The sequence below is a fragment of the Sphingomonas yabuuchiae genome (assembly GCF_014199595.1).
Taxonomy (GTDB): Bacteria; Pseudomonadota; Alphaproteobacteria; order Sphingomonadales; family Sphingomonadaceae; genus Sphingomonas; species Sphingomonas yabuuchiae.
This window is the reverse complement of the sequence record NZ_JACHNX010000013.1, coordinates 15,964-36,625: the sequence shown is the minus strand read 5'-3', so window position 1 is coordinate 36,625 and position 20,662 is coordinate 15,964. Positions and strand designations below refer to the sequence as shown.

The following is a 20,662-nucleotide window of genomic DNA, read 5'->3' as shown; positions in this document are numbered from 1 at the left end:
GATGGCGCCCGCGTCGGTTGTTGGTGACGCGCTCGGCGCTGGGCTTCGCGCATGGCCGAGCCATCGTCGCACGTGCTGAAGTGCAGGGTATCGAGGTTGTGACGCTTCCCGGTGATCGCCTCTCACTGGGGCTACCCGACGATCCGCGGCGCGCCTACTCGGAGGCGAAATCGACGCTAGCGGTGGTGGTCGCGCCACCGTCGAAACGGCGGTTGCAGCCGATCGCGCCCAGCGCCGACTGGCGGGTCGACCTTGCCGAAGGGTGTCCTGCGCATTGCAGCTATTGCTATCTCGCAGGGTCGTTGAAGGGGCCGCCGATCACCCGCGTCTACGCCAATCTCGACGAGATACTGGACGGGCTGCCAGCGTATCTGGGACAGGGCAGCATCACCTCGCGTAGCGAGGCGCGCGCGCACGAAGGCACGACGTTCGAGGCGTCCTGCTACACCGATCCGCTGGGTCTGGAGGCGATCACCGGATCGCTGTCGGCGGCGATCGCCTGGTTCGGCCGCTGGGAGGCGGCGGCGCAGTTGCGCTTCACCACGAAGTTCGCTGACGTCGGGCCGCTGCTCGGCCTCGACCATCAGAAACGCACGCGGATGCGCGCCTCGATTAATCCGACGATGTTTGCCCGGTTCGAGGGCGGTACGGCGCCGGTCGCAGCCAGGCTCACGGCCCTGGCCGACATGGCGCGCGCGGGCTATCCGATCGGCCTGACGATCGCGCCGATCATCGCGGCCGACGGCTGGCGCGAGGCGTACGACGCTTTGCTCGCCGATGCGGCAGGGGCGCTGACAGGCATCGCCGATCTCGACCTGACGGTTGAACTCATCACGCATCGCTTTACGCCCGGATCGAAGGCGGTGCTGGAGAGCTGGTATCCCGGCTCCGCGCTCGACATGGGGGCGGATAACCGGACGACAAAGCGCACCAAGTTCGGGACTGAAAAGCAAGTCTATGATGCGCCGACGATGCGATCACTTCGCCTGTTTTTCGAGGAAAGGATCGGGACGCTGCTACCGGCGGCGCGCATCCTCTATTGGACATGACCGTCTTCTTCACCGCCGACACGCATTTCGGCGATCACCGCACGATCAACATCCACAAGCGACCCTTCGCCAGCGTGGCCGAGATGGACGCCGAACTGATCGGCCGCTGGAACGCCGTCGTGGGCGTAGAGGATGTCGTTTGGCATCTGGGTGATGTCGCGCGGCGGCCGGCTGATGTCGCGGCGCTGCTCGCCAGGCTCAACGGAACCAAGCATCTGCTCCGCGGCAACAACGATCCCGACGCCACGGGCGCCGCACCGGGCTGGGCGAGCGTCGGCGACTATGCCGAGATCGAGGTCGAAGGCCGTGCGCTCGTCCTGGGGCACTACGCCTTTCGCAGCTGGAACCGCCAGCACAAGGGCGCGCTTAACTTGCATGGACACAGCCACGGCCGCCTGACACCGATGCCGCGCCAGTTCGACGTCGGTGTCGACGCGCGCGATTTTCAACCGGTGACGTTGGCGCAGCTGCTTGCGAAGTGAGCCATGGGGTCGACCGAGGATATTCTTGTCATGACGGCGCGACGAGGCCGCATCGCTCGCCACTGACCTGATCCACAACCTCAAGCTCGAGGGATTTCCGACGCCTTCGAAAGAGTTTATCGGCTGGCGTGCCAGGTTGGACGGCGAATGGAGGCGGCCGCTGCATGAACCCGTCACGTTTGCGTGCGCAAAGCGGTTTCGTGGTGCCCAACGGCCGTATGCGACCAAGATTAATAAGCGTCCGCTTTTGGGGGCTGGGAAGGCCAGTCTGAACGTCCATGCCCGTAACTGAGGACACTGGTGATCCGCCAGGCACCATCCTGCTTCGCCCAGACCATCACGAATTTGGCGATCCCTTCGCATCGTCCCGTCGCCAACTCACAGAAGCGGTGTTCGCCTTCCTCGATCGCGCCATAATCCTTGATCGGATAGACGCGGAACGTCGCCGGGATCAGCTCGCGCTTCACTTTCCCGCAGATGTATTTGCGCACCCCGTCCACCATCGCGTCATGCTCGAAGGTCGCACCGCCAGTGTCGTGGTAGAAGGCGACCTTCGGATCGAAATAGCCGGAAAAGGTCGGCAGGTCGCAGCGGTTGTAGGCGTCGAACACCTGCGCATCGAGCGCGCTGATCTCGGTCGTCAACGGATTGGCCGGGGGCGGCATGGACGTCGCGAGCAGGGCTGCGGCAACGGCGATCGCGGTGATCATGACTTTGGTCCTGTCAGTTCATCTGGCCGCGGAGGAAGGCGATCAGCTTCGGATCGCTCCCCGTGCGTTCGAGGATGGGCAGGATGACCCGCCACCCGTTGTCGCTGTTGGTCAGGATGACGATGCCGTCGCCGCTCGCACGATCGATCGCGGCGAAGGTGAACGCCCCAGCATCCTTGCCGGTGTGAAGCATCGTCGTACCATCGGGAAAACCAAGGAGCTGCCAGCCAAGGCCAAAGCCGGTCCAGGGCGGACAGGTGGCCGCTTTCGATCCGGCACATGTTTTGGGCGTCAGGTCGGCCTGCGATATGCTGCGCTCCGCCGCGACAGATGCGGACAGGCCCCGGTCGTTGCGCGCATCGATCAGGAAGCACGCATAATCCCGCGCGGTCGCGTGGGCCAGGTCGGCAGCGTTGTATCGCGTCACCCGCTCGACCGGCAGCGGTTTGCCTGCTTCGTCATAGGGCACGGCGATCGGCACGGTCTCACCTTGCGCCGACACATAGCCTGATACGCGCATATGGGCGGGGGCGAACAGCCAGCGGTGAGCAAGCGTCTCGAACGACTGCCCGGTGCGGTGCTCGGCGTAGCCTGCCGCATATTGATACCCCTCGCCCGAATAGCCGGTGGTCGTGCCGGGATCATGATCGAACGCCAGCCCCTTCGCATCACGCCAGTTCGGCAACCCGGTGCGATGGCTCAGCGCCATGCGGACCGTCAGGTTCATCCGCCGGGGATCACCTGACAGGTCGGGGTCGCTCCAGTAGCGATCCATCGGATCGTTGAGCGACAGCTTGCCGGCGGACACCAGTCGCAGGATGACCTCCGCCGTCAGCGGCTTCGTCAGCGAGGCGAGATTGTAGGGCGTGGCGACGGTCGCCGCCCGGTTCGGTCCTGCCATGCCCCATGCGCCCGTCGAGACGATCTGTCCGTCGCGGATCACAGCGACCGACGCGCTTTCCACGCCCTGTTCGTGAAGGGTTGTTGTCATATCCGGCAGTGCGGTGTTCGTCTTAGCGTCCGCCATGAAGGCGCAAGCCGTCAGCACAACCAAACCGCCGTAAACCGCCTGCTTCAGCACACTGACTGTATTAATCATATGCAACAGCTAGCGGTGTCTAAGCACGGGAGCAATTAAGATCGTGATATCCATCGAGGTGACAGACATGAGAACTGCGCAGAATTGTCGAAACGCCAAGCTCTTGGAGAAGCTCGCGGGTGATGGAGCAGGGCGAAGGCTTTGGTGTTCCGCCGCGCCCGGCATTAACGGATGGCACAAAGCGGGGAGTCAAAAAAAGAGTCGCGAATGGCTCCATATGGGTCATTGGCCAATCTGTTGGCCAGCTATGCTAAAGCATTGGATTGGTGATGAGATTGCTCGGTCTATGCCGCAACCTCGTAAAGGTTGCGGCACGCCTGGTCACGCTGGCTGACCGTTTCCGCCAGTCGAACCGAAAATTTGGCCGGTTGAATAGCTCAATGAAGGATCGGCCGCGGCAACGTAAAGCGCCGCAATTTCTGCAGGCTGGCCCGCTCGTGCCATTGGCGAATCCCCACCGAAGCTTCGCAATTTTTCAGGCGTCGCCCCGCCGCTGACCTGTAGGGGAGTCCAGAATGGGCCAGGCGCAACTGCGTTGACGCGGATGCCGCGGTTGGCAAGCTGCTTAGCCATACTCTTGGTAAAGTTCAGCACTGCGGCGCGGGTCAGCGCATAGTCGACAATGTCGGGCGAAGGATTGCTAGCCTGTTCGGAAGATGTGTTGACGATCACCGCGCCCGCGCCCATCCGTTCGAGGGCCGCCTTCGTCAGCCAGAACGGTGCGTAGACATTGGTCTTCATCGTATCGTCAAAATCCTGGCTCGAAATATCGGCGATCCCGGGACGCGTCTGTTGACGTGCTGCGTTGTTGACGAGGATATCGAGCCCGCCCAACTGTTCGCTCGCCTGCTGGACCAGCCGGCGGCAAAAACGTTCGTCGCGCAGGTCCCCTGGAATGGCGACAGCCTTGCGACCTTCAGCACGGATCAGCCCAATGACTTCCCGAGCGTCCGGTTCTTCCGCTGGCAAATAGTTGATCGCGACATCGGCGCCTTCGCGCGCATAGGCAATCGCCGCAGCCCGGCCAATGCCGCTATCCCCACCAGTGATCAGGGCCTTCTTGCCTGCTAACTTGCCGGAGCCCTTGTAGCTTTTTTCACCGTGGTCCGGTCTCGGCGTCATCTTGGATGCCAAACCGGGCCAAGGCTGGCGCTGTACGGGATAGGGGGGCTTTGGATAAGCGGCCGCTGCCAGCGTTGTTGCTGCGCTACTGCCGCCGTCCTGTGTTGCGGCGTTCGCGGCTGTCGCCGCAATGGCACCAGTAGTGACAGCTGCACCCGTCACGAATGTCCGTCGTGTTGTATCGGTCAATGTTATAGCTCCCGGAACGATCATACTCACAAGCGCCAAACGATCGCCCCTGTTCCAAATTTGGTTGTAATGTTTCCTTGCTGCTCTGGCGCCACCAGCATTTGCCACCTGGCAACACGAATGAGCATCTGCGAGCGACGTTCGTCCCTGCTAGGCTATACTTTGAAAGCCGGACGATTTGATCGAGGGTCGTCTGATGTGGGTATGCGCAGAAAGGCGGATGAGTGTTTGAGCCGGGCTGATACGAACCTTCGTATTGCCCGCTATGGCAACATCAACACCGGGTCAGGAAAATTGGCCTGCCAGGCGTCACGCAAGCAGGCACGATTACCGGAAGGAGAGTGGGGAAACCACTCAGCTAGCAAGCTAGCTAATATGGTAACGTTATAACTTCACGGTGCCTATAATCGGTTATCGGAATGAAGGTACAGCCATTCCGCTTGTCGACGACGTGATCCGCTCGACGTGAACAGTTTCGATCCAACAGCAGTATCATTTTTTAGAATAGCCGAAGCGGAACTATATAGTTCTACCCCATGTTATAAAAGCGATTTTAGGAGACCCGATATGAATGATGTCCAGTGGAAAGCTGCCGCCATTCTAACCGGTCGCAGGGTCGCTACTAAATTTGGCAACTTGGCTACCTGTATCACAGAGTTCGAGGCTTTGAACACCGCCCAACGCTTGTCTGCTAGGGTCGTAGTGCCAGGCTGTATGAGCATCGGCAAGGGTGCTGCAGTTCGCACTCTTTCTGACGATACAATTAGGGCGCTAGCAACTCAGCTTCCAGCCGCAAAACGCCGTGTCCAGGTTATTTAACCTAAGATTTCTAATCACAAGACCCAGGCTCACCGATAGGTAAGACGGCTTGCACGAACCATTTCTTCAATCCAGTTTGCTAGAAGGGTAGCGTATACGCGCTGATGCTTTTCTTCGCGCATGGCATGGCTCGCCCCGTGAATTATACGGTGACTTAGTGAATTGGCTTGTCTGAACGAAGCTTGCATGGAAAGCATGGCTTCGCGCGGAATCTGCTCATCACGTTCTGACTCGATGATGAGTACGTCGCCCCTAAATTCGGTGCATGCAGAAAGGGCACGGTCTGATCCTGGGGAATGGGGCTTCTCGCGATAGGCGCGGACTACCGCTTTATCGAGCTTCGCCTTAGGTGTTTCCCAATGGTCATCGGGATAAAGGGCAGGAACGCGCATGGCGAGCCATCGGACAGGGCGATTTGCCGTCAGTAGCATTGCCAGATAGCCGCCGTAGCTGGTTCCAACGACGCCAATCGCATGGCCGTCGACCAAGGGCTGTGACGCCAGATAGTCATACGCGGCAAGAACGTCGTTAAGGCTATCTTGGCGGGTGACCTGCTCCTTGTCGGCACCGCTCTCAGCATGGCCACGAAGATCGAACGTCAGGCAGATACAGCCCAAGCGCGCCAGTTCCTCGGCATGCCCAAGGTCCTCTTCCTGATCGCCTCCCCAACCGTGGATGAACAGAAAACCCGGTACAGGAATTTCCGGTCGAAGAAGCGTGCCGACGATCTTTTGATCATCAACAGCTAGCGAAACAGCGTTTTTGTCGATGTCCTTAGGATCCGTCACGCATACCTCATCGCGTATTTTGTCATTGCGCCGACAACCGGGTCAACACCCTGGTAATAGACAACCGCTCCCACAGGGGGGGTGATCTGCTCATAGACCTCTACGGTGGAACAGCGTACATGTGACGTTCCAGGCTCAGCCCGGAATGCCTCAAAAGCTGCGATCTCGGCGCCGCTGGCGCCCCCAACTCGCCATGATTGCTCCAGCACGCCAATCTGCCGATTTCCGGCAGCATCCGTCCCCTCAATAACGTCGTAGTTCCGGCGCGTGAGGATGATCCCCGGATAGGCGGCATGAGCCGCTTCATCAAATACCGCCGCGCAGTCGATGGCGCGCGCTAGATTATCAGGCAGTTCCAGTTTTCGCAGGGCGTCAAAGCCTCCGCGAACGATATGAAGATCGGACCCTCCATATACCTCTCGGCCCTTATGATCGACGGTGAGGTTCTGGCTGCCCCAGTAGCTGATGGTCTGTCCGGCAAGTTCGATTAAACCCACGCTATAGGTCACGACATCAGTCAGGTTTTCCTCGAGCACAATGCCGTGCGTCGCAAGGGTGAGGGCATCTTCTCGACCGAGCACGATATCAAGCGCCTCGACATCGTCGACGACGATCTGGCCAAGACCGGCTTTGCCGCAAACGTCTTTGATACGCACCGGCCCTTTGGCCAGCAGCAGTCGCCCCGCCTTGGCTGCATCGGTATGACTAAACGCCGTGTATCCCGGCAGGGCCGCGTCACCCATCAACCGCGCCATGTCGTTTGACCATTGTTTGGGTCGTAGGGCGTCATCGTCGACCAAGCCGTGAGTGATGGCTTTCGTGCCGACGAAGGGTGCGGGCACCACACCTCCAAGGAAATCACGGGCTTCGCTTATCCCCGCTTCGTTGGCTTTGTGAATTTCAAGCGCCTCGCTTGGCACAAGAAACGCGTCCGTCCCTACGGCTTCCCATGCGTCCATTGGAGCGAGATGTGGTTGGTCCAACAATGCAGCGATGCGTCTGAGCAGCATTGTTCGTGACGCCTGATCGTGCGCATTGCCGAGAGCGTTCCCGCGATCGATCAAGGCTGCCACACCGCTTTTGCGCCACGGCGCGGCCACTGGGATGAGAGGTGACAACGACTTCTGACTTTGGAGTTCGGAACCGCCGTGCATGTCGCCCACCTTGGTTAAGGAACAGCCTCAACGAGCCTTACGGCAACCGGTTCATCGATCGGCTCATTATCATTTTCTGGGCTTTGGTGAGCAGCGGAGGCCCCTGTGGCACATCATACCCGTATCAAACGTCATGCATGTTTGCCGACCAAGAAACGGTTACGTGTTTATGTTTCCGGTGCGGCATCTGGTAGGTCGGTCCATCATCGGTTCAATGCACAAGATGCCCGCGCCAAACACCTGGCTGCCCCGATGAAGCTTTAGTCGAGCAGCGTTATGCTGCACTGCATCCAAATTTGTAACTGCCCGTTAGGCCCGGACCGGACCATGGCTGACCTCATATATCGAGGGCAGGGGATTCTTTGGGAGCAGTTATGAGCGAATGCAGATCGTCCTCATCCGACACCAGCAAGCCTCGACTAGCCTTGGCGCTTCAGGGCGGCGGAGCGCACGGTGCCTATGGCTGGGGCGTGCTTGAGCGGCTGCTGGAGGAGGACATCGAGATTGTCGCCGTCAGCGGTGCAAGCGCGGGAGCTTTGAACGGTACTGCCCTGGTCGCCGGGCTCGCCGACGGCGGACGGGCCGGGGCGCTGGCGGGGCTGGAGCGGTTGTGGAAGGCGGTCGCAGACGGATCGCCGTTGCGGCCGTTCGACCATCAATGGGGCGGGCCGCTGTTCGAGCCGTGGTTCCGACGTTCACTGGAACTGTCCAAGATGATGGGGCGCTATGTCGCTCATCTGTCGCCGCAACTGCGCGAGATGCGTGCGCTGCGCCGAGTGGTGGCGTCAAGCATCGACCTCAATGCGCTGACGCGCGATACGGCATTGCCGCTTTATATTGCCGCGACAGCCGTGTCGAACGGCGCGGCGCGGCTGTTCGGTAACGACGAAATCACGGTTGATGCGATCATGGCCTCTGCGTGCCTGCCCGATCTGTTCGCGGCGGTGACGATCGATGGCGAGGATTATTGGGATGGTGGCTTTTCCGCCAACCCCGCGCTTGAGCCCCTGATCTTTGACGGGCACGGCGCGACGGACCTTTTGATCGTACAGATCACGCCCTTTGCGGTGGAAGACGCGCCAACCTCGCTGGGCGGTATCATCGGGCGGATGAGCGACATCGGCTTCAACGCCTGTCTGCTCCGCGACCTGAAGGCGCTTACCGAGATACAGACGATCGCGCGCACGGCGCGGTCATCCGATCCAGCGATGCAGGCGCTGGCCGCGACCAACCTGCACATGATGCCCGCCCCACCCGCCCTGGCCGAGCGTGGGTCGGCCAGCAAGCTCGACACCCGCTGGTCGAAGCTTCAGGAACTGCGCGCGCTGGGCCGTGCCACGGCGGATGCCTGGCTGGATGGGAATGCCGACCAGTTCCGCCGGTCCTCGACCCTGACCGACGACGACTTGCCGGAGGCAGTCGCCGCGTGATCCGGTTCGCCGGTCTGATCCGTCGATCAGACCGGCGACTGGCTACAGACCACGTCACTCAGTATGGCGGCTTCGTCATGTAGGCCATGGCGCCGGCAGGCCTGCTCGCACTGGGCAAGGGCCTGACCCATCACGCGCGTTCTTGTATGCGACGCGGCAAGTTGAGCCGCAGTCCGCATGACGCTGGGCATGGCGCGCCGCTGAACGTTCGGCATGACGGGCAGGATAGCCGCCAGTGTATCCAGGATCAGCGCCATGGTTTGATGCTGTCGCGACTCGCTGCTGGCGACCATCAGGCTTTCAATCGTATCAACGAGCTGTAGCGGCAGGCGATCGTCATAGGTCAGCCGGGCATCGCTGGATGCGCGGGGCGGATCCTGCCGCCACGCGACGGCGAGGTCGCGCAGCGCCTGGACGGTAATGGAGCCTACGGCCGGATCCGACCGCGCCGTGGAAATCGCCGTCCAGCCGATCGTATGGAGATGATGGAGGCTATAGCCCGCATCGTCCGCGATATCCCGTTTCCGGGTCAAGACCATGGCGGCGCCAACGGTCTGCACGATATCGTCGTCCGCATGAGAGAGGCTGGCCAGCGGGTGGCCGATCGTAACGAAATCGCCGATTGCCGGGTGGATCGCGATACGCAGATCGGGATGCCTGGCAAGCAAGGCCTGAAGCGCGGATATGTTGACGCGGGCGAGGTGGCCGCTGAGCGGGGCAGGAACGACGGTGCCGGTGGCTTGGCCATTGGGGGCCTTGCTGACGGTGAGCAGGGGAAGTTGCCGTTGCCGCGCAGCGACGGCAGTGTCGACCATCGCCTCGATCAGCGTCGCCGGGCGCATCTGATCGATCGTGCCGTAGATCAGCAGGATCAGCGCGAACAGGGCGACCGCGCCCAATATGGTCGACATCATCACGCCGAAGATCGGCGCCCGCGTATGGGTGGTCTGCACGAGCGTGATCAGCGCGAACAGAGAGATGCCGACGAAGAAGCCGAACCAGGCCCGGTTCGACGATCGCCGCAGATAGTGGTCGACGATTTGCGAGTTGAGGACGGTCGCACCCTGCTGCACCGCCAGGATCAGGATCGAGAAGGTGATCGAAGTGACGGTGAACAGACTGCCCGCGATCGCCGTCAGGACGCCGATCGCCGACTGCGTGTCGCCGACATATTGGGCAAGCCATCGCCGCAGGGGGCTCCACGAGTGCGCCGGACCTGCATGATTGTCCAGCCAATCGATCGCCTCCGCCAGAATGACGAAGGCGACGACGATCAAGGCGGGAACGGCGATGAATTCGAACAGCGAGCGGTGCAGGCGCTCGATGGTCGTGCGGACCGTTTGCCGGGCGGGACCTTGCGCCATGTCAGTGCATCTTGCCGATCGAGATCATCAGAATGCCGATGATCGTCACGACTACGCCCGCCAGGCGCAATTTGGTCGTTGGGGTCTTCTTCATGCCGAGCCAGCCGGAATGGTCGAGCACGACTGCCGTTATCAGGTTGGCGGTAATGAGAAGGCCATTGAACACGCCCGCGCCGACCTTGTCGATGAACAGGAGTCCGGTGAAAACCGCCAGCGCACCGACCAGCCCGGCGGTCGGCATCCACCATCTGACGGTCGCGACATCGTTGCGGGTCGGTAGCGGCATGGGGCGCAGGATGAAGATCAGCAGGAAGAGCGAGGCGACGGGAATGAATGACAGGTCGGCTGCCATCCAGGGATTGGTGACGGCGTGGCGGAACTCGGCGTTCAGCGCTGCGCCGATCGCCTGCAAGCCGCCACAGACGAGGATGAAGGGGTAAAGCAGCTTGCCCGCCAGCCCCTTGTCCGCCTCATCGTCATCCTTTTTGCCAGCACCCAGGGTGATACCGATCACGCCGACGATCATGACGGCGCCACCAATCCACGGGAGCGGCTCGAAACCGCTCTTCTGCAGGCCCAGCACGCCGAAGGCATCCAGAGCCAATGATGCCAGGATGTTGCCCGTGACGGTCAGGCCGTTGAGCGGCCCCGAGCCGACTTTGTCGACGAACAGGAGGCCCGCGACGACGGCGGCCGACCCGGCGATGCCACCAAAAGCGTCATACCAGTGGATTTGAGCAAAGCTGCCCGCCTGCGGCAGCGGGAAGGGGATCGCTAAGACCACGAAGGTCAGCACGATGATGATCGGGACGAAGGTCACGAAGGCGGCCAGCCATGGATTGACCAGGCTTTTGCGCAAAAGCGCGCTGAGGGCGGCGCCCATGGCCTGGAACGCGCCGCTCAGGACGATCAGCGGATAGGTAAAAGCCAGCATGGCACGCCCCCTGTTTGGCTGTCACATGGTCTAAGTGGGGACCGCTCCCGGCGCATCCATTCGCCGGGAGCGGCAAGAGGGATCAGTCGACCAACTCGACCTTCTTCACGCCATCCTTGCGTACATGCACCTTGTGACGCTGGCCGTCCTTGGTCGCCATGACCTCGACATGCTTGGGCTTGCGGGTCCGCTCGGCATGGTCGCTATAGCCTTCCTCGTCGAGCAGCCTGGTGACATATTCGTCGGTTAGCTCCGTATCCTCGCCATGCGCATCGCCCTTGTCATGGGGCGGTTTGGGCTGATGCTTCTTGTCGGCCTTGACGGCCTGCCACTCAGCCCCGGCGATACGGATTTCCTTCGCCTTGAACTCGGCGGGCTTATCCACCCCCTTCACGCTGATCGTTTGACCAGCCGACAGGTCCAGTGCGCGTTCACCACCCGGTCCCAGATCGACCAGCTTGTTGCCCTCGTCCGTCTTCAGCGTGAAGCGGTGGGCGAAAACATCTTCGACGGTACCAGTCAGCTCAACCGTATTGCTCATGTCAGCGTCCTTCAGGTTTTTCCTATAAGGCGACGCTCACAACCGATTGCATACGATATCGTTTCTAAAATCTGCTTACCGGTGCCGATTGTTTGTTAAATCTCCGATTAAAAACCTAACATGAACCAAAAATGATACAGGTATGACGATAGGGCTTTGATATCATCATAATTGGACGCTTGCCTCCGAGCAAAAACACAGCCCTTGCTCACCCATTCAGGCTGATATTTCTATCTATCAATCGTTTCGGAGCCATCCTGTTGAGGTGGGTCAGCTAGCGATGACCGCAACTTCGATTTTGACCCGGAATGGAATGAATATCGGATATTGTCGGGCGGGCATCGGGATGCGAATGGCTGATCTCAGGTCAGCAGGCACGGTCTCCCCGCCGATCGTGGCGTAGGTACAGCCATGCACAATAGCACGTGTGCACAGTTGGCCGTATCTCAGCTTATCCGTTTGAGCCGGGGACTTGAGCAGCAGACGCAGACACCAACCGATGGGAGCACGGCTCGCGTCTTTGGCTTACCCGGCGGCCAAAGTGAATGAATGGTAGAAATTGGGAAAGTGGAAACTGGCAGTGAATGACCGGGAATGGGTTATATTAGCGCAAAGACTACCTGAGCTGCGGACCTTCGATAGGATAAGCGACGCGAAACCCAATGTGTGAAGTTGGAAGATCGTGTTCCTGTGCCTGATAGGCGGCCGGTCGAAAATTGGCGCAGTAATTCATCGCGCATAGATAGCTGCCGCCCTTGACCAAGCCGACATTCTGATCGCCTGCGACCCATTCCCAGACATTCCCGACCATGTCGTAAAGCCCCAGGTCGTTCGCCTCGAAGCACCCCACCGGCGCGATCCCGGCATAGCCGTCGTCGGCGGTGTCCCGCATGGGGAAGACGCCTTCCCAGACATTGGCCCTGGGCTTGCCGTGATCGAATGCCCAGTCGAGCGGGTCGCGGGTGGCGTTCTGATCGCCGCGCGCCGCTCGCTCCCATTGTTCGGTGGTGGGCAGCGCCCCGCCGGCCCAACGGGCATAGGCGGCGGCGTCGTCGCGATCGACATGGACGACCGGCTCGTCCATCCGGCCGGTCAGGTCACTGCCGGGGCCCTTGGGGTGCCGCCAATCCGCGCCCTTCCTCCACCGCCACCAGCGCGCGGCATTGTCGAGGGAAGCCGGTTCGGTCGGCGCGACGAAAAGCGCGGACGCGCCCTGGCGTTCGGCTCGTGTTCGATAGCCGGTTGATGCCACGAAGGTCGCGAACTGGCGGCTGGTCACCTCATGCGCGTCGATCCGGAATGCCGCCACGCGGACCGGCTGTCCAGGTCGATCCGGGCCATCCTCGCCCAGCAGGACGATGCCCTCGGCGATAGTGACGACGGCATCCTTCGCAAGACAGCGATTCCCAGGCGGCGCAGCTCGCGCGCCCAACGCGCCGGATGCGGCCAGCGCCAGGAGCAGCGCCGCCCCGATCCTCATGGCCGGGCTGCCGGTGCGGGCGCGGCCTCGGCATCGGCCGGTAGCGGCACCACGCCCTTGGCCTTGGCATAGCGGTCATAGGCCGCCACGAGGCTGGCCAGCCGCGCGGGCTCGGCCGCCGCGAGATCCCTGGTTTCGCCGGGATCGCTAGCAACGTTGAAAAGCTGCCAACGCCCCGTGCTGACCCCACCGCGCGTGTAGCGATTGGTCGGCTTTGGCAGCAAGACGATTTTCCAATCCCCCTGGCGAAGCGCCCGGCGGAAGAAGAGTTCATAGCCGAGCGTTTCGTCGGCGGATCGGATGCGGTCAGCGCTGGCGGTCAGCACGGGGCGAAGGCTGTGCCCCTCATGGGGCAGGATGGCATGGCCCGCGAACTGGCTCGGCTGACGCAGGCCTGCATAGTCGAGCAAGGTCGGCGCGACGTCGCGGACGTCCAGATTGGCGTTGGCGATCCGCCCGCCGCCGGTCACACCGCGCCCCGCCGCAAAGGCGCTCACCCGGATGCCCCCCTCGGTCGTATAGCCCTTCACCAGCCAGGACGGCACCGAATTGGCCTGGGCCCAGCCCGGACCATAGCCGACATAGCTGGTCGGCTTGCCGATATTGTCCAGGCTGTTGTCGATGCCCAGCGCCTGCGCCGGGGGCAGGGCGGCATCGGGCGAGCCGACCTTGAAGCGGGGGCTCGGCGCTTCGATCACATTCCCCTCCGGGCCGTTATCGGCGAAGAACAGGATGATCGTGTTGTCATAGCGGCCTTGCGCCTTCAGCGCGGCGATCACCCGGCCGACATTCTGGTCCATGCGGTCGACCATGGCGGCATAGACTTCCATCTTGCGCGCCTCGACGGCCCGTTCGTCGGTGCTGAGCGAGGCCCAGGGCCTGGCCAGCTCGAGGCTGTGCGGCACGGCATCGGCCGGAACCAGCCCCAGCGCCTTTTGCCGGGCCAGTCGCTCGGCACGCAGCGCTTCATAGCCTGCGTTATAGCGGCCCCTATATTTGGCGATCGTCTCCGCCGGCGCCTGGAGCGGCCAGTGCGGAGCGGTGAAGGGCAGATAGGCGAAGAAGGGGCGGCGATCCCCCGCCTTGGCCGATGCGTCAAGATAGCCAATCAGCCGGTCGGCGAAATAATCCGCCGAATACTGCCCCTTGGGCAGGGTGGCGGGCTTGCCGTCGTCGCGATAGCTCGGCGCCAGCCCCGCCTTGGTCCAGGCCTCGTTCTGGTCCGCGCCGAAATGGTTCGACAGACCCTGCAGCAGGGCGAAGCTGTGTTCGAACCCCCGCGCGGCGGGTTCGCGCTCGGGCGTCAGGCCCAGATGCCATTTGCCCGCCATCAGGGTCGCATAGCCACCGGCGCGCAGCAGTTCGGCAATGGAGGCGACCCGGTCGTTCAAATACCCCTCATAGCCGGGCAGACCTAGCGTCGCAGGGCCGAGCAGTTCCGCCATCGTGCCCAGCCCGGCTTCGTGATTGTCGACCCCGCTCATCAGCATCGAGCGGGTGGGCGAACAGGTCGGCGCGGTGTGGAACCCGGTGAAGCGCACCCCCGAAAGCGCCAGCGCGTCGAGATTGGGCGTCGCGATCTCGCCCCCGAACGCGCCCAGGTCCGACCAACCAAGATCGTCGGCGACGATGATCAGGAAATTGGGGGCATCCCTCGGCGCCGTTTGCGGTTCGCTCGCAGGCGGGGCCGGGGCCGCCGGCGCGGCGAGAGCGGGCGTGGCCGCGATCAGGGCCGAGGCGGCGGCCGTCAGAAATCTCACACCGATCATGTTTGCTCCCATTGTTGGCGACCATGCGCGCAGCCGCACGCTCGTGATAAAGGTTGGCGCCGTCGCGACAATGATAATTTGCCTACTAGATCGATAGGAATTACTTCGTTCGTTTCCTGAACGTCCTTTCATAGCCCTAGGCGGGCGGTCGCTGCCGCATGTCCGTCCCCGCCATGAGAGAGTGTCCATGCCGATTTCGACAGCCCTTCCTCGCCGTGCCTTATGGCTCGCCGGTGCGGTCCTGCTCGCCGCGCCCGCCACCGCTCAAGAGACGCTGGTCGCCCATGACGACGACCGGGGCGCGACCGCTGCGGTCTCGGATAGCGGCGCGAGCGAGGATGTTCTGGTCACCGCACGCCGCCGGACGGAACGAAGCCAGGACGTACCGATCGCCATCAATGCCTTCGGCGCGGCGCAGATTGAATCTACCCGCACCTTCAACCTGCGCGACCTGCAGCAACTGACCCCCAGCCTGGTCGTCACCAACACCAATCCGCGCAACACCAGCATCAATATTCGCGGCCTGGGCAACAATGTTGCGGTCTATAATGACGGGCTGGAACCGGCGGTCGGCGTCTATCTGGACGGTGTATATCTCGCACGGCCGGGCCAGACGGTGTTCGATCTCGCCGATCTCGAACGGATCGAGGTGTTGCGCGGGCCGCAGGGGACGCTGTTCGGCAAGAACACCTCGGCGGGCGCGGTGGTGGTGACGACCCGGCAACCGACCTTCGACTGGCAGGCGGGCGGCGATGCCAGTCTGGGCAATTACGGCTTCCGCCAGCTCCATGCCTATGTCTCCGGGCCGTTGTCGCAGCATCTGGCGGCGCGGCTGTTCGTGTCGAAGACCGACCGCGATGGCTTTACCCTCAACCGCTTCGACGGACGATACGGCCAGGATTTCCATGACCTGAACCTGCGTGGCCAGCTGCTCTACAAGCCTACCGACACGCTGACCTTGCGGATTATCGGCGATTGGGGACGGCAGAGCAGTTTCACGGCCGGGAGCATACTGCTGGGCGCCATTCGGAATTACGACAACGGCGCGCTGTTCCCGAACAACTATTATGACCGGTCCGCGCGGCTGGGCTATACGCCGGTCGCGGCGAACCCGGGGCTGCGGACGACCGACACCGATGCCGATCCGCGTTATCGCATGAACCAGCATGGGGTGAACGTCACCACCGACTGGGATATCGGCCCCGCCACGCTGACCTCGGTCACCGCTTACCGCGCCTGGGACTGGTACCCCCATAACGACGGCGACGGCACCAGCATCGACGCGGGTGCCGATTTCCACCAGAGCAACGAGCAGCGTCAGGTGAGCCAAGAATTGCGCATCGCCTCCAACGGCGCACGGCGCGTCGATTATGTGGCGGGCCTTTATTATCTCTATCAGTCGATCGAGGCGGAGGCGGTCAACCGCTATGGTCGCCGCGCCGCCGACTGGTTCCTGCTCCCGACCACCAATGCGGCCGTCGGCGCCGCTGCGCTGAACGGATATAATGTCGTCAGCCATTCGCGCCCCGTCACCGACAGCTATGCCGCCTTCGCCCAGACGATTTGGCATATCACCGATGCCGTCGATCTAACGACCGGCCTGCGCTACACCTATGAAACCAAGGCCGGCTATTTCGATCAGGACGCCAGCGGCGCATCGCTCGCCGGGCTGACGGCGGCGCAACAGGCGGCGGCCCAGGCGATCCGGACCCGTTATGGCGTGCGGAATTTCTATACCGCACGGACCGAAGCCGGGAGACTCTCGGGCCAGGCGACCCTGTCCTGGAAGGTCGCCGCGCCGGTCCTCGCCTATGTGACCTATGCGCGGGGCAACAAGTTCGGCGGGCTGAACCTGGCCAACATCACCACCACCGGACAGTTCGCCGCCAATCCCGTCATTCGTCCCGAGACGATCGACAGTTATGAGGTCGGCGCCAAGACGACTTGGGCGGACGGTCGTATCACCGCGAACGTCGCGGCCTTCTGGACCGACGTCAAAGACTATCAGACGACGATCGTCGACGTCGAGCGCAACGGCGTCAGCTTCTTTACCAACGCCGCCAAGGTACGGACCCGCGGCATCGAGGCGGACCTGCGCGCCGCGCCGACACGGTGGCTGACATTGTACGGATCGAGCACTTATGACGACGCCCGCTACATATCCTATGCCAACGCACCGTGCCCGATCGAGATCACGGGACGGACATTATGCGATTTGAGCGGGCAGCGCCTGCCGGGCGTCTCCCGCTGGGCCGCATCGGCCGGGGGCGAGGTGCGCGCGCCGCTGGGGATAAATTTCGGCCACGAGGCCGAGGTGTATGTGGGCTCGGATTATAGCTATCGCTCCTCAAGCAACAGCACCGCCAGCCTCAGCCGCTATTCCGATATCCCGGCTTATGCGCTGGTCAACCTCCGGTTCGGGATCAGAGCCGACGATGGCCGATACGACATCCAGTTCTGGGGGCGGAACATAGCGAACTCCACCTATTATCTGTCCCTGGCTGCCAACAACACGGGCGCCGTTACCGCCACGCTGGGCGATCCTCGGACCTACGGCCTTACCCTTCGAACCAAATGGTAGATAATCTTGCATTGCGACACCCTGCGATCGCAATGCCAAGGCGGCTCCATAGAACATTCGTGAACGTCGGCGCTTGTCAGGGATCGACGTTTAGCGCGTTGGTCAGGAAGGACGGCTTTGTCCCACTTCTCGCCATTTCCCCTATCGCTGGTCGAGGCGTCGGAGAACATGAATGGACGTCCGAAGTCGGAGAGTGCAAAATGATTGCTGAATGTCGTGTTGTGGGTCGTCGCCGCCTCAAACTGGCGAACAAGACCGACCCATCGTTTGCCGTTTTAGCAGATCGGCGCGGCATCCCGGAGCCAGCCGTTCAACTTCTCGCAGCAGTCCCGTTTCTCCATCTCCGACGAGCCGTTTCGTGAAAATGTAATCGGAAACCGGTTTTGGGAAAACGGCTGGATCGAGAGGCGTCTGGAGCCTGAGGTCGCCGATGCCGTCCCTCTGAACCTTCGTTTGTGGGACAGTCGCCAGCAGTGAACTGCAACGCGCCGACGCCGCCTTGCGAGCGAACATGACGCAGAGCTTCAATCCTCAAAGGAGCTTCTGCGGTGCCGCTTGGTAGGGTGCCTTTTGGTCTTCCTTAATTATGACTCCAGGTGGACCAAAGGGCCAATCCGAGCCGAATTTTTGATGTTCCATTTGGGCGGAAATCGGACCGGCCAGAGTAGGGACTCAGAGGGTATACTCAAAAACAACCGGGTCAGGGTCTAAGCTGGCACTGAAGGCAACCCGCTGTTGAATCTGCATTGATCAGGTTTGCGGGAACAACCTCGATCTACAGCCATTTACGCAACATGCTGTCATAATGACATGGTGATGCAATGATTGATGATGGAGTCCCGACAGTTCGGGACCTCGCGCTTGCGGTGTTCGAGACGAACGGCCGCCTTGTGGACGCGGGGAACGAGCTGGTCCGAGCCGCCGGCCTGACGACCGCCTGGTGGCAGGTGCTTGGGGCTCTCGGCTATTCGTCCCAACCGTTGCCCGTCTCGCACATCGCGCGAAACATGGGTCTGACCCGCCAAGCGGTGCAGCGCGTCGTCGATCTGCTGGTCGGGCATGGCCTTGTCACGATGGAAGCCAATCCGCACCACCAGCGGGCCAAGCTGATCGTGCTCACGCTCGCCGGGCGGGAGGCGCTGACCGGGGCCGAGCAGGCGGTCGTTCCGCTCGACGCTGCCATTCTCGATCGCGTTGGCTCCGATCGCCTCGCCGTCGCCATCGCGGTGCTGCGCGAGATGAACGGCGCCATGACCGACTATTTCGCATCACGGTCCGCGGCGACAACACCCATCCAGCCGGAGGATTTCGCATGACCGACGCAACCCCACCACGCGCCTTCGATGCCGACGTCATCATCGTCGGGGGTGGCCCGATCGGGCTGACGACGGCGTGCGCACTCGCTCACCACGGCGTCGATTGTCTGCTGATCGAACAGCGGCACGACGTGAAGGAATGGTCGCGAGCCAACAATCTATGGGCTCGCCCGCAAGAGCTTCTCGCGAGCATCGGCGTGCGCGACGCCATTGCTGAAAACGCGTTCGCCATCACCCGCGTCAATACCTTGCTCAATGGCCGCCCGGTCGATCCTGTCGCCATCGCCGATGTGGACAGCCCCTATGGTCCCGTCCTCTACAGCGGGCAGGATGTGATCGAGCGAACTCTAGGCGAGCAGGCCGAAACCAAAGGCGCGCGCATCCGGCGCGGGCTGAAGCTGGTAGGCTTCGTACAGGACGACGCCGGCGTGACGCTCACGGTCGCGTCGGTCAGCGAGGATGACGAGGACTCGGCAACCGGTCCCGAACAGACACTGCATTGCCGCTACATGATCGGCGCGGACGGATCGAAAGGCTTCGTGCGCGGCGAACTGGGCCTGGGGTTCGAGCCGCAAAAGCTGCTGAACTGCATGAACCGGCAGATTGACGCAAAGCTTAGCTGGCGGCGATCCACGGATTTCGATCATCTCTGGTTCTTCTACTATCCACGCGGATTTTGCGGGGTGCTGCCAGTGTGGGGTGGCTATCACCGCCTGTTCTTCCTTGCCGACGACACCGGCATTCCCGATCGCGATCCTACGCTGGAGGAGATGCAGGCCATTGCGCGCGAAGTGACCGAGGACGAAACCCTTACGCTTACCGACCCGATCTGGCTGACGCACAGCCGGTTTCAGCACGGGGCCGCGGCGCATTACGCCAAGGATCGCGTGCTGCTCGTGGGCGACGCCGGGCACCTGTCGCTGCCGGCAGGCGGGCAGGGCATGAATTCCGGCTTCCACGACGCGATCGGGGTGTCATGGCGACTGGCGATGCTGTTGGCAGGTGAGGGCGGACCGGTACTGCTTGACTCCTATGACGAGGAACGGGGCGGAGAGCATCGCCGGCTCGACGCGCAACAGGTGCGCGGCTTCCAAAACAGCGTCTACCGCGGCAAGATCAAGGATGCCGCGATGGACGTCGCCGCCAGGTTCCTGCCCAACATCGGCACGCTCATCCAGGGAAGCGCCGATCTCCAGCAACTGACGGTCGCCTATCCCGACAGCCCGCTCAGCGAGGATCATCTGGGCAGCATCGGCGATCTTGTCAGTCGCCATGCGGTCAAGGCCGGTGAGCGCGCGCCGGATGCCAGCGTGATCGCGGCGGACGGATCGTCAACGACGTTATTTGCGCATCTCTACAATCCCGATGGCCGGACCTGGGGCTGGGCACTCCTCGGCTTCGATGGCCGCAAGGCGGAGGCGCTGCCGGAACTACGCGCGGCCTTCGCCGCCGTCAGGTCATGGAGCTGGGTGAGGCCGAGGCTGGTGCTGGGCACGGCAGTCGCGGGCGAGCAGGATGCGCTTGTGCTCTCTGATCTCGATAACGAAGCGCATGCCGCCTACGGGATCAGCGACGGTGTGGTGGTTCTAGTCCGGCCTGATGGTCACATCGCCTACCGTGGTCGGGCCGACCGGCCCGAGCTGCTTTCCGCCTATTGCACGCGCATTTTCGGCAACGCAACATTCTGACCTGTGCAACGATAAAGCTTCATGCTTGGAAGGGTGTGCTTGGCACGGTGTTACAACCGAACGGTTGTTACACACGGCTGAAGGCGATCGTTCTTATAGTATTCAAACGTGGGATTTTAAGCGCCTTCGGCTTTCCGCTTCAGGATT

At 62.1% G+C, this 20,662-nt stretch carries 16 protein-coding genes; 6 read left to right on the top strand and 10 right to left on the bottom strand.

What is annotated here, in order from left to right; genetic code table 11:
• The first annotated feature begins 23 nt into the window (after window positions 1-23).
• The gene (locus GGQ89_RS14610) at window positions 24-1,049 is read left to right on the top strand and encodes an SPL family radical SAM protein (protein ID WP_338112271.1); all 1,026 of its coding nucleotides are present in this window, start codon (window positions 24-26) and stop codon (window positions 1,047-1,049) included.
• Window positions 1,046-1,531 carry a metallophosphoesterase family protein gene (locus tag GGQ89_RS14605; RefSeq protein WP_184106193.1) on the top strand — a complete coding sequence of 162 codons (486 nt, stop codon included), beginning with the start codon at window positions 1,046-1,048 and terminating at the stop codon, window positions 1,529-1,531. The genes GGQ89_RS14610 and GGQ89_RS14605 overlap by 4 nt, the downstream gene beginning before the upstream one ends.
• Before the next feature lie 230 nt (window positions 1,532-1,761).
• On the opposite strand, the gene GGQ89_RS14600 is transcribed toward GGQ89_RS14605, so the two are convergent.
• The 5 genes from GGQ89_RS14600 to GGQ89_RS14580 all read right to left on the bottom strand — a co-directional run bounded on the left by GGQ89_RS14600 (window position 1,762) and on the right by GGQ89_RS14580 (window position 7,412).
• Window positions 1,762-2,241 (bottom strand): nuclear transport factor 2 family protein, encoded by a 480-nt coding sequence (locus GGQ89_RS14600; RefSeq protein ID WP_184106192.1) that lies wholly within the window; start codon window positions 2,239-2,241, stop codon window positions 1,762-1,764.
• Between the two features lie 13 nt (window positions 2,242-2,254).
• Window positions 2,255-3,232 carry a serine hydrolase domain-containing protein gene (locus tag GGQ89_RS14595; RefSeq protein WP_221238967.1) on the bottom strand — a complete coding sequence of 326 codons (978 nt, stop codon included), beginning with the start codon at window positions 3,230-3,232 and terminating at the stop codon, window positions 2,255-2,257.
• Window positions 3,233-3,661: 429 nt separating this feature from the next.
• Window positions 3,662-4,462 (bottom strand): SDR family oxidoreductase, encoded by an 801-nt coding sequence (locus GGQ89_RS14590; RefSeq protein WP_184106232.1) that lies wholly within the window; start codon window positions 4,460-4,462, stop codon window positions 3,662-3,664.
• 1,037 nt (window positions 4,463-5,499) lie between these two features.
• Entirely contained in the window at window positions 5,500-6,258 is a 759-nt protein-coding gene (locus GGQ89_RS14585) for an alpha/beta hydrolase family protein (protein WP_338112270.1), read from the bottom strand.
• Complete coding sequence (locus GGQ89_RS14580) at window positions 6,255-7,412, bottom strand: DUF3182 family protein (RefSeq protein WP_184106191.1); 1,158 nt, start codon at window positions 7,410-7,412, stop codon at window positions 6,255-6,257. The genes GGQ89_RS14585 and GGQ89_RS14580 overlap by 4 nt, the downstream gene beginning before the upstream one ends.
• 374 nt (window positions 7,413-7,786) lie before the next feature.
• Here GGQ89_RS14580 and GGQ89_RS14575 point away from each other — a divergent pair, with 374 nt between their 5' ends.
• Window positions 7,787-8,842: a patatin-like phospholipase family protein gene (locus GGQ89_RS14575; protein ID WP_184106190.1), complete on the top strand. Its 1,056-nt coding sequence runs from the start codon at window positions 7,787-7,789 to the stop codon at window positions 8,840-8,842.
• Window positions 8,843-8,868: 26 nt separating this feature from the next.
• On the opposite strand, the gene GGQ89_RS14570 is transcribed toward GGQ89_RS14575, so the two are convergent.
• The 5 genes from GGQ89_RS14570 to GGQ89_RS14550 all read right to left on the bottom strand — a co-directional run bounded on the left by GGQ89_RS14570 (window position 8,869) and on the right by GGQ89_RS14550 (window position 14,930).
• A complete protein-coding gene (locus GGQ89_RS14570) occupies window positions 8,869-10,206 on the bottom strand; it encodes a DUF2254 family protein (RefSeq protein ID WP_184106189.1) in 1,338 nt (445 codons plus the stop codon).
• Between the two features lies 1 nt (window position 10,207).
• Complete coding sequence (locus GGQ89_RS14565) at window positions 10,208-11,140, bottom strand: DMT family transporter (protein WP_184106188.1); 933 nt, start codon at window positions 11,138-11,140, stop codon at window positions 10,208-10,210.
• A gap of 82 nt (window positions 11,141-11,222) precedes the next feature.
• Window positions 11,223-11,681, bottom strand: coding sequence for a hypothetical protein (locus GGQ89_RS14560; RefSeq protein WP_184106187.1), 459 nt, complete (start codon window positions 11,679-11,681; stop codon window positions 11,223-11,225).
• A 616-nt stretch (window positions 11,682-12,297) separates the two neighbouring features.
• On the bottom strand, window positions 12,298-13,161 hold the full coding sequence (locus tag GGQ89_RS14555; protein WP_184106186.1) for an SUMF1/EgtB/PvdO family nonheme iron enzyme: 864 nt from the start codon (window positions 13,159-13,161) through the stop codon (window positions 12,298-12,300).
• Window positions 13,158-14,930, bottom strand: a complete 1,773-nt coding sequence (locus GGQ89_RS14550; protein ID WP_184106185.1) for an arylsulfatase — start codon at window positions 14,928-14,930, stop codon at window positions 13,158-13,160. The genes GGQ89_RS14555 and GGQ89_RS14550 overlap by 4 nt, the downstream gene beginning before the upstream one ends.
• 187 nt (window positions 14,931-15,117) lie before the next feature.
• On the opposite strand from GGQ89_RS14550, the gene GGQ89_RS14545 reads away from it, so the two are divergent.
• From GGQ89_RS14545 to GGQ89_RS14535, 3 genes are all read left to right on the top strand, one after another.
• A complete protein-coding gene (locus tag GGQ89_RS14545; RefSeq protein WP_184106184.1) occupies window positions 15,118-17,511 on the top strand; it encodes a TonB-dependent receptor in 2,394 nt (797 codons plus the stop codon).
• Window positions 17,512-18,332: 821 nt separating this feature from the next.
• Complete coding sequence (locus GGQ89_RS14540; protein ID WP_184106183.1) at window positions 18,333-18,827, top strand: MarR family winged helix-turn-helix transcriptional regulator; 495 nt, start codon at window positions 18,333-18,335, stop codon at window positions 18,825-18,827.
• A complete protein-coding gene (locus GGQ89_RS14535) occupies window positions 18,824-20,515 on the top strand; it encodes an FAD-dependent oxidoreductase (protein WP_184106182.1) in 1,692 nt (563 codons plus the stop codon). Before GGQ89_RS14540 ends, GGQ89_RS14535 begins: the two co-directional genes overlap by 4 nt.
• Window positions 20,516-20,662: the final 147 nt, after the last annotated feature.

Coding starts and splice junctions, on each gene's coding strand:
- GGQ89_RS14535 (WP_184106182.1), top strand. CDS start 18,824: ATGACCGACGCAACCCCACCACGCGCCTTCGATGCCGACGTCATCATC.
- GGQ89_RS14580 (WP_184106191.1), bottom strand. CDS start 7,412: ATGCACGGCGGTTCCGAACTCCAAAGTCAGAAGTCGTTGTCACCTCTC.
- GGQ89_RS14595 (WP_221238967.1), bottom strand. CDS start 3,232: ATGACAACAACCCTTCACGAACAGGGCGTGGAAAGCGCGTCGGTCGCT.
- GGQ89_RS14545 (WP_184106184.1), top strand. CDS start 15,118: ATGCCGATTTCGACAGCCCTTCCTCGCCGTGCCTTATGGCTCGCCGGT.
- GGQ89_RS14555 (WP_184106186.1), bottom strand. CDS start 13,161: ATGAGGATCGGGGCGGCGCTGCTCCTGGCGCTGGCCGCATCCGGCGCG.
- GGQ89_RS14605 (WP_184106193.1), top strand. CDS start 1,046: ATGACCGTCTTCTTCACCGCCGACACGCATTTCGGCGATCACCGCACG.
- GGQ89_RS14550 (WP_184106185.1), bottom strand. CDS start 14,930: ATGATCGGTGTGAGATTTCTGACGGCCGCCGCCTCGGCCCTGATCGCG.
- GGQ89_RS14540 (WP_184106183.1), top strand. CDS start 18,333: ATGATTGATGATGGAGTCCCGACAGTTCGGGACCTCGCGCTTGCGGTG.
- GGQ89_RS14570 (WP_184106189.1), bottom strand. CDS start 10,206: ATGGCGCAAGGTCCCGCCCGGCAAACGGTCCGCACGACCATCGAGCGC.
- GGQ89_RS14600 (WP_184106192.1), bottom strand. CDS start 2,241: ATGATCACCGCGATCGCCGTTGCCGCAGCCCTGCTCGCGACGTCCATG.
- GGQ89_RS14560 (WP_184106187.1), bottom strand. CDS start 11,681: ATGAGCAATACGGTTGAGCTGACTGGTACCGTCGAAGATGTTTTCGCC.
- GGQ89_RS14575 (WP_184106190.1), top strand. CDS start 7,787: ATGAGCGAATGCAGATCGTCCTCATCCGACACCAGCAAGCCTCGACTA.
- GGQ89_RS14590 (WP_184106232.1), bottom strand. CDS start 4,462: ATGACGCCGAGACCGGACCACGGTGAAAAAAGCTACAAGGGCTCCGGC.
- GGQ89_RS14565 (WP_184106188.1), bottom strand. CDS start 11,140: ATGCTGGCTTTTACCTATCCGCTGATCGTCCTGAGCGGCGCGTTCCAG.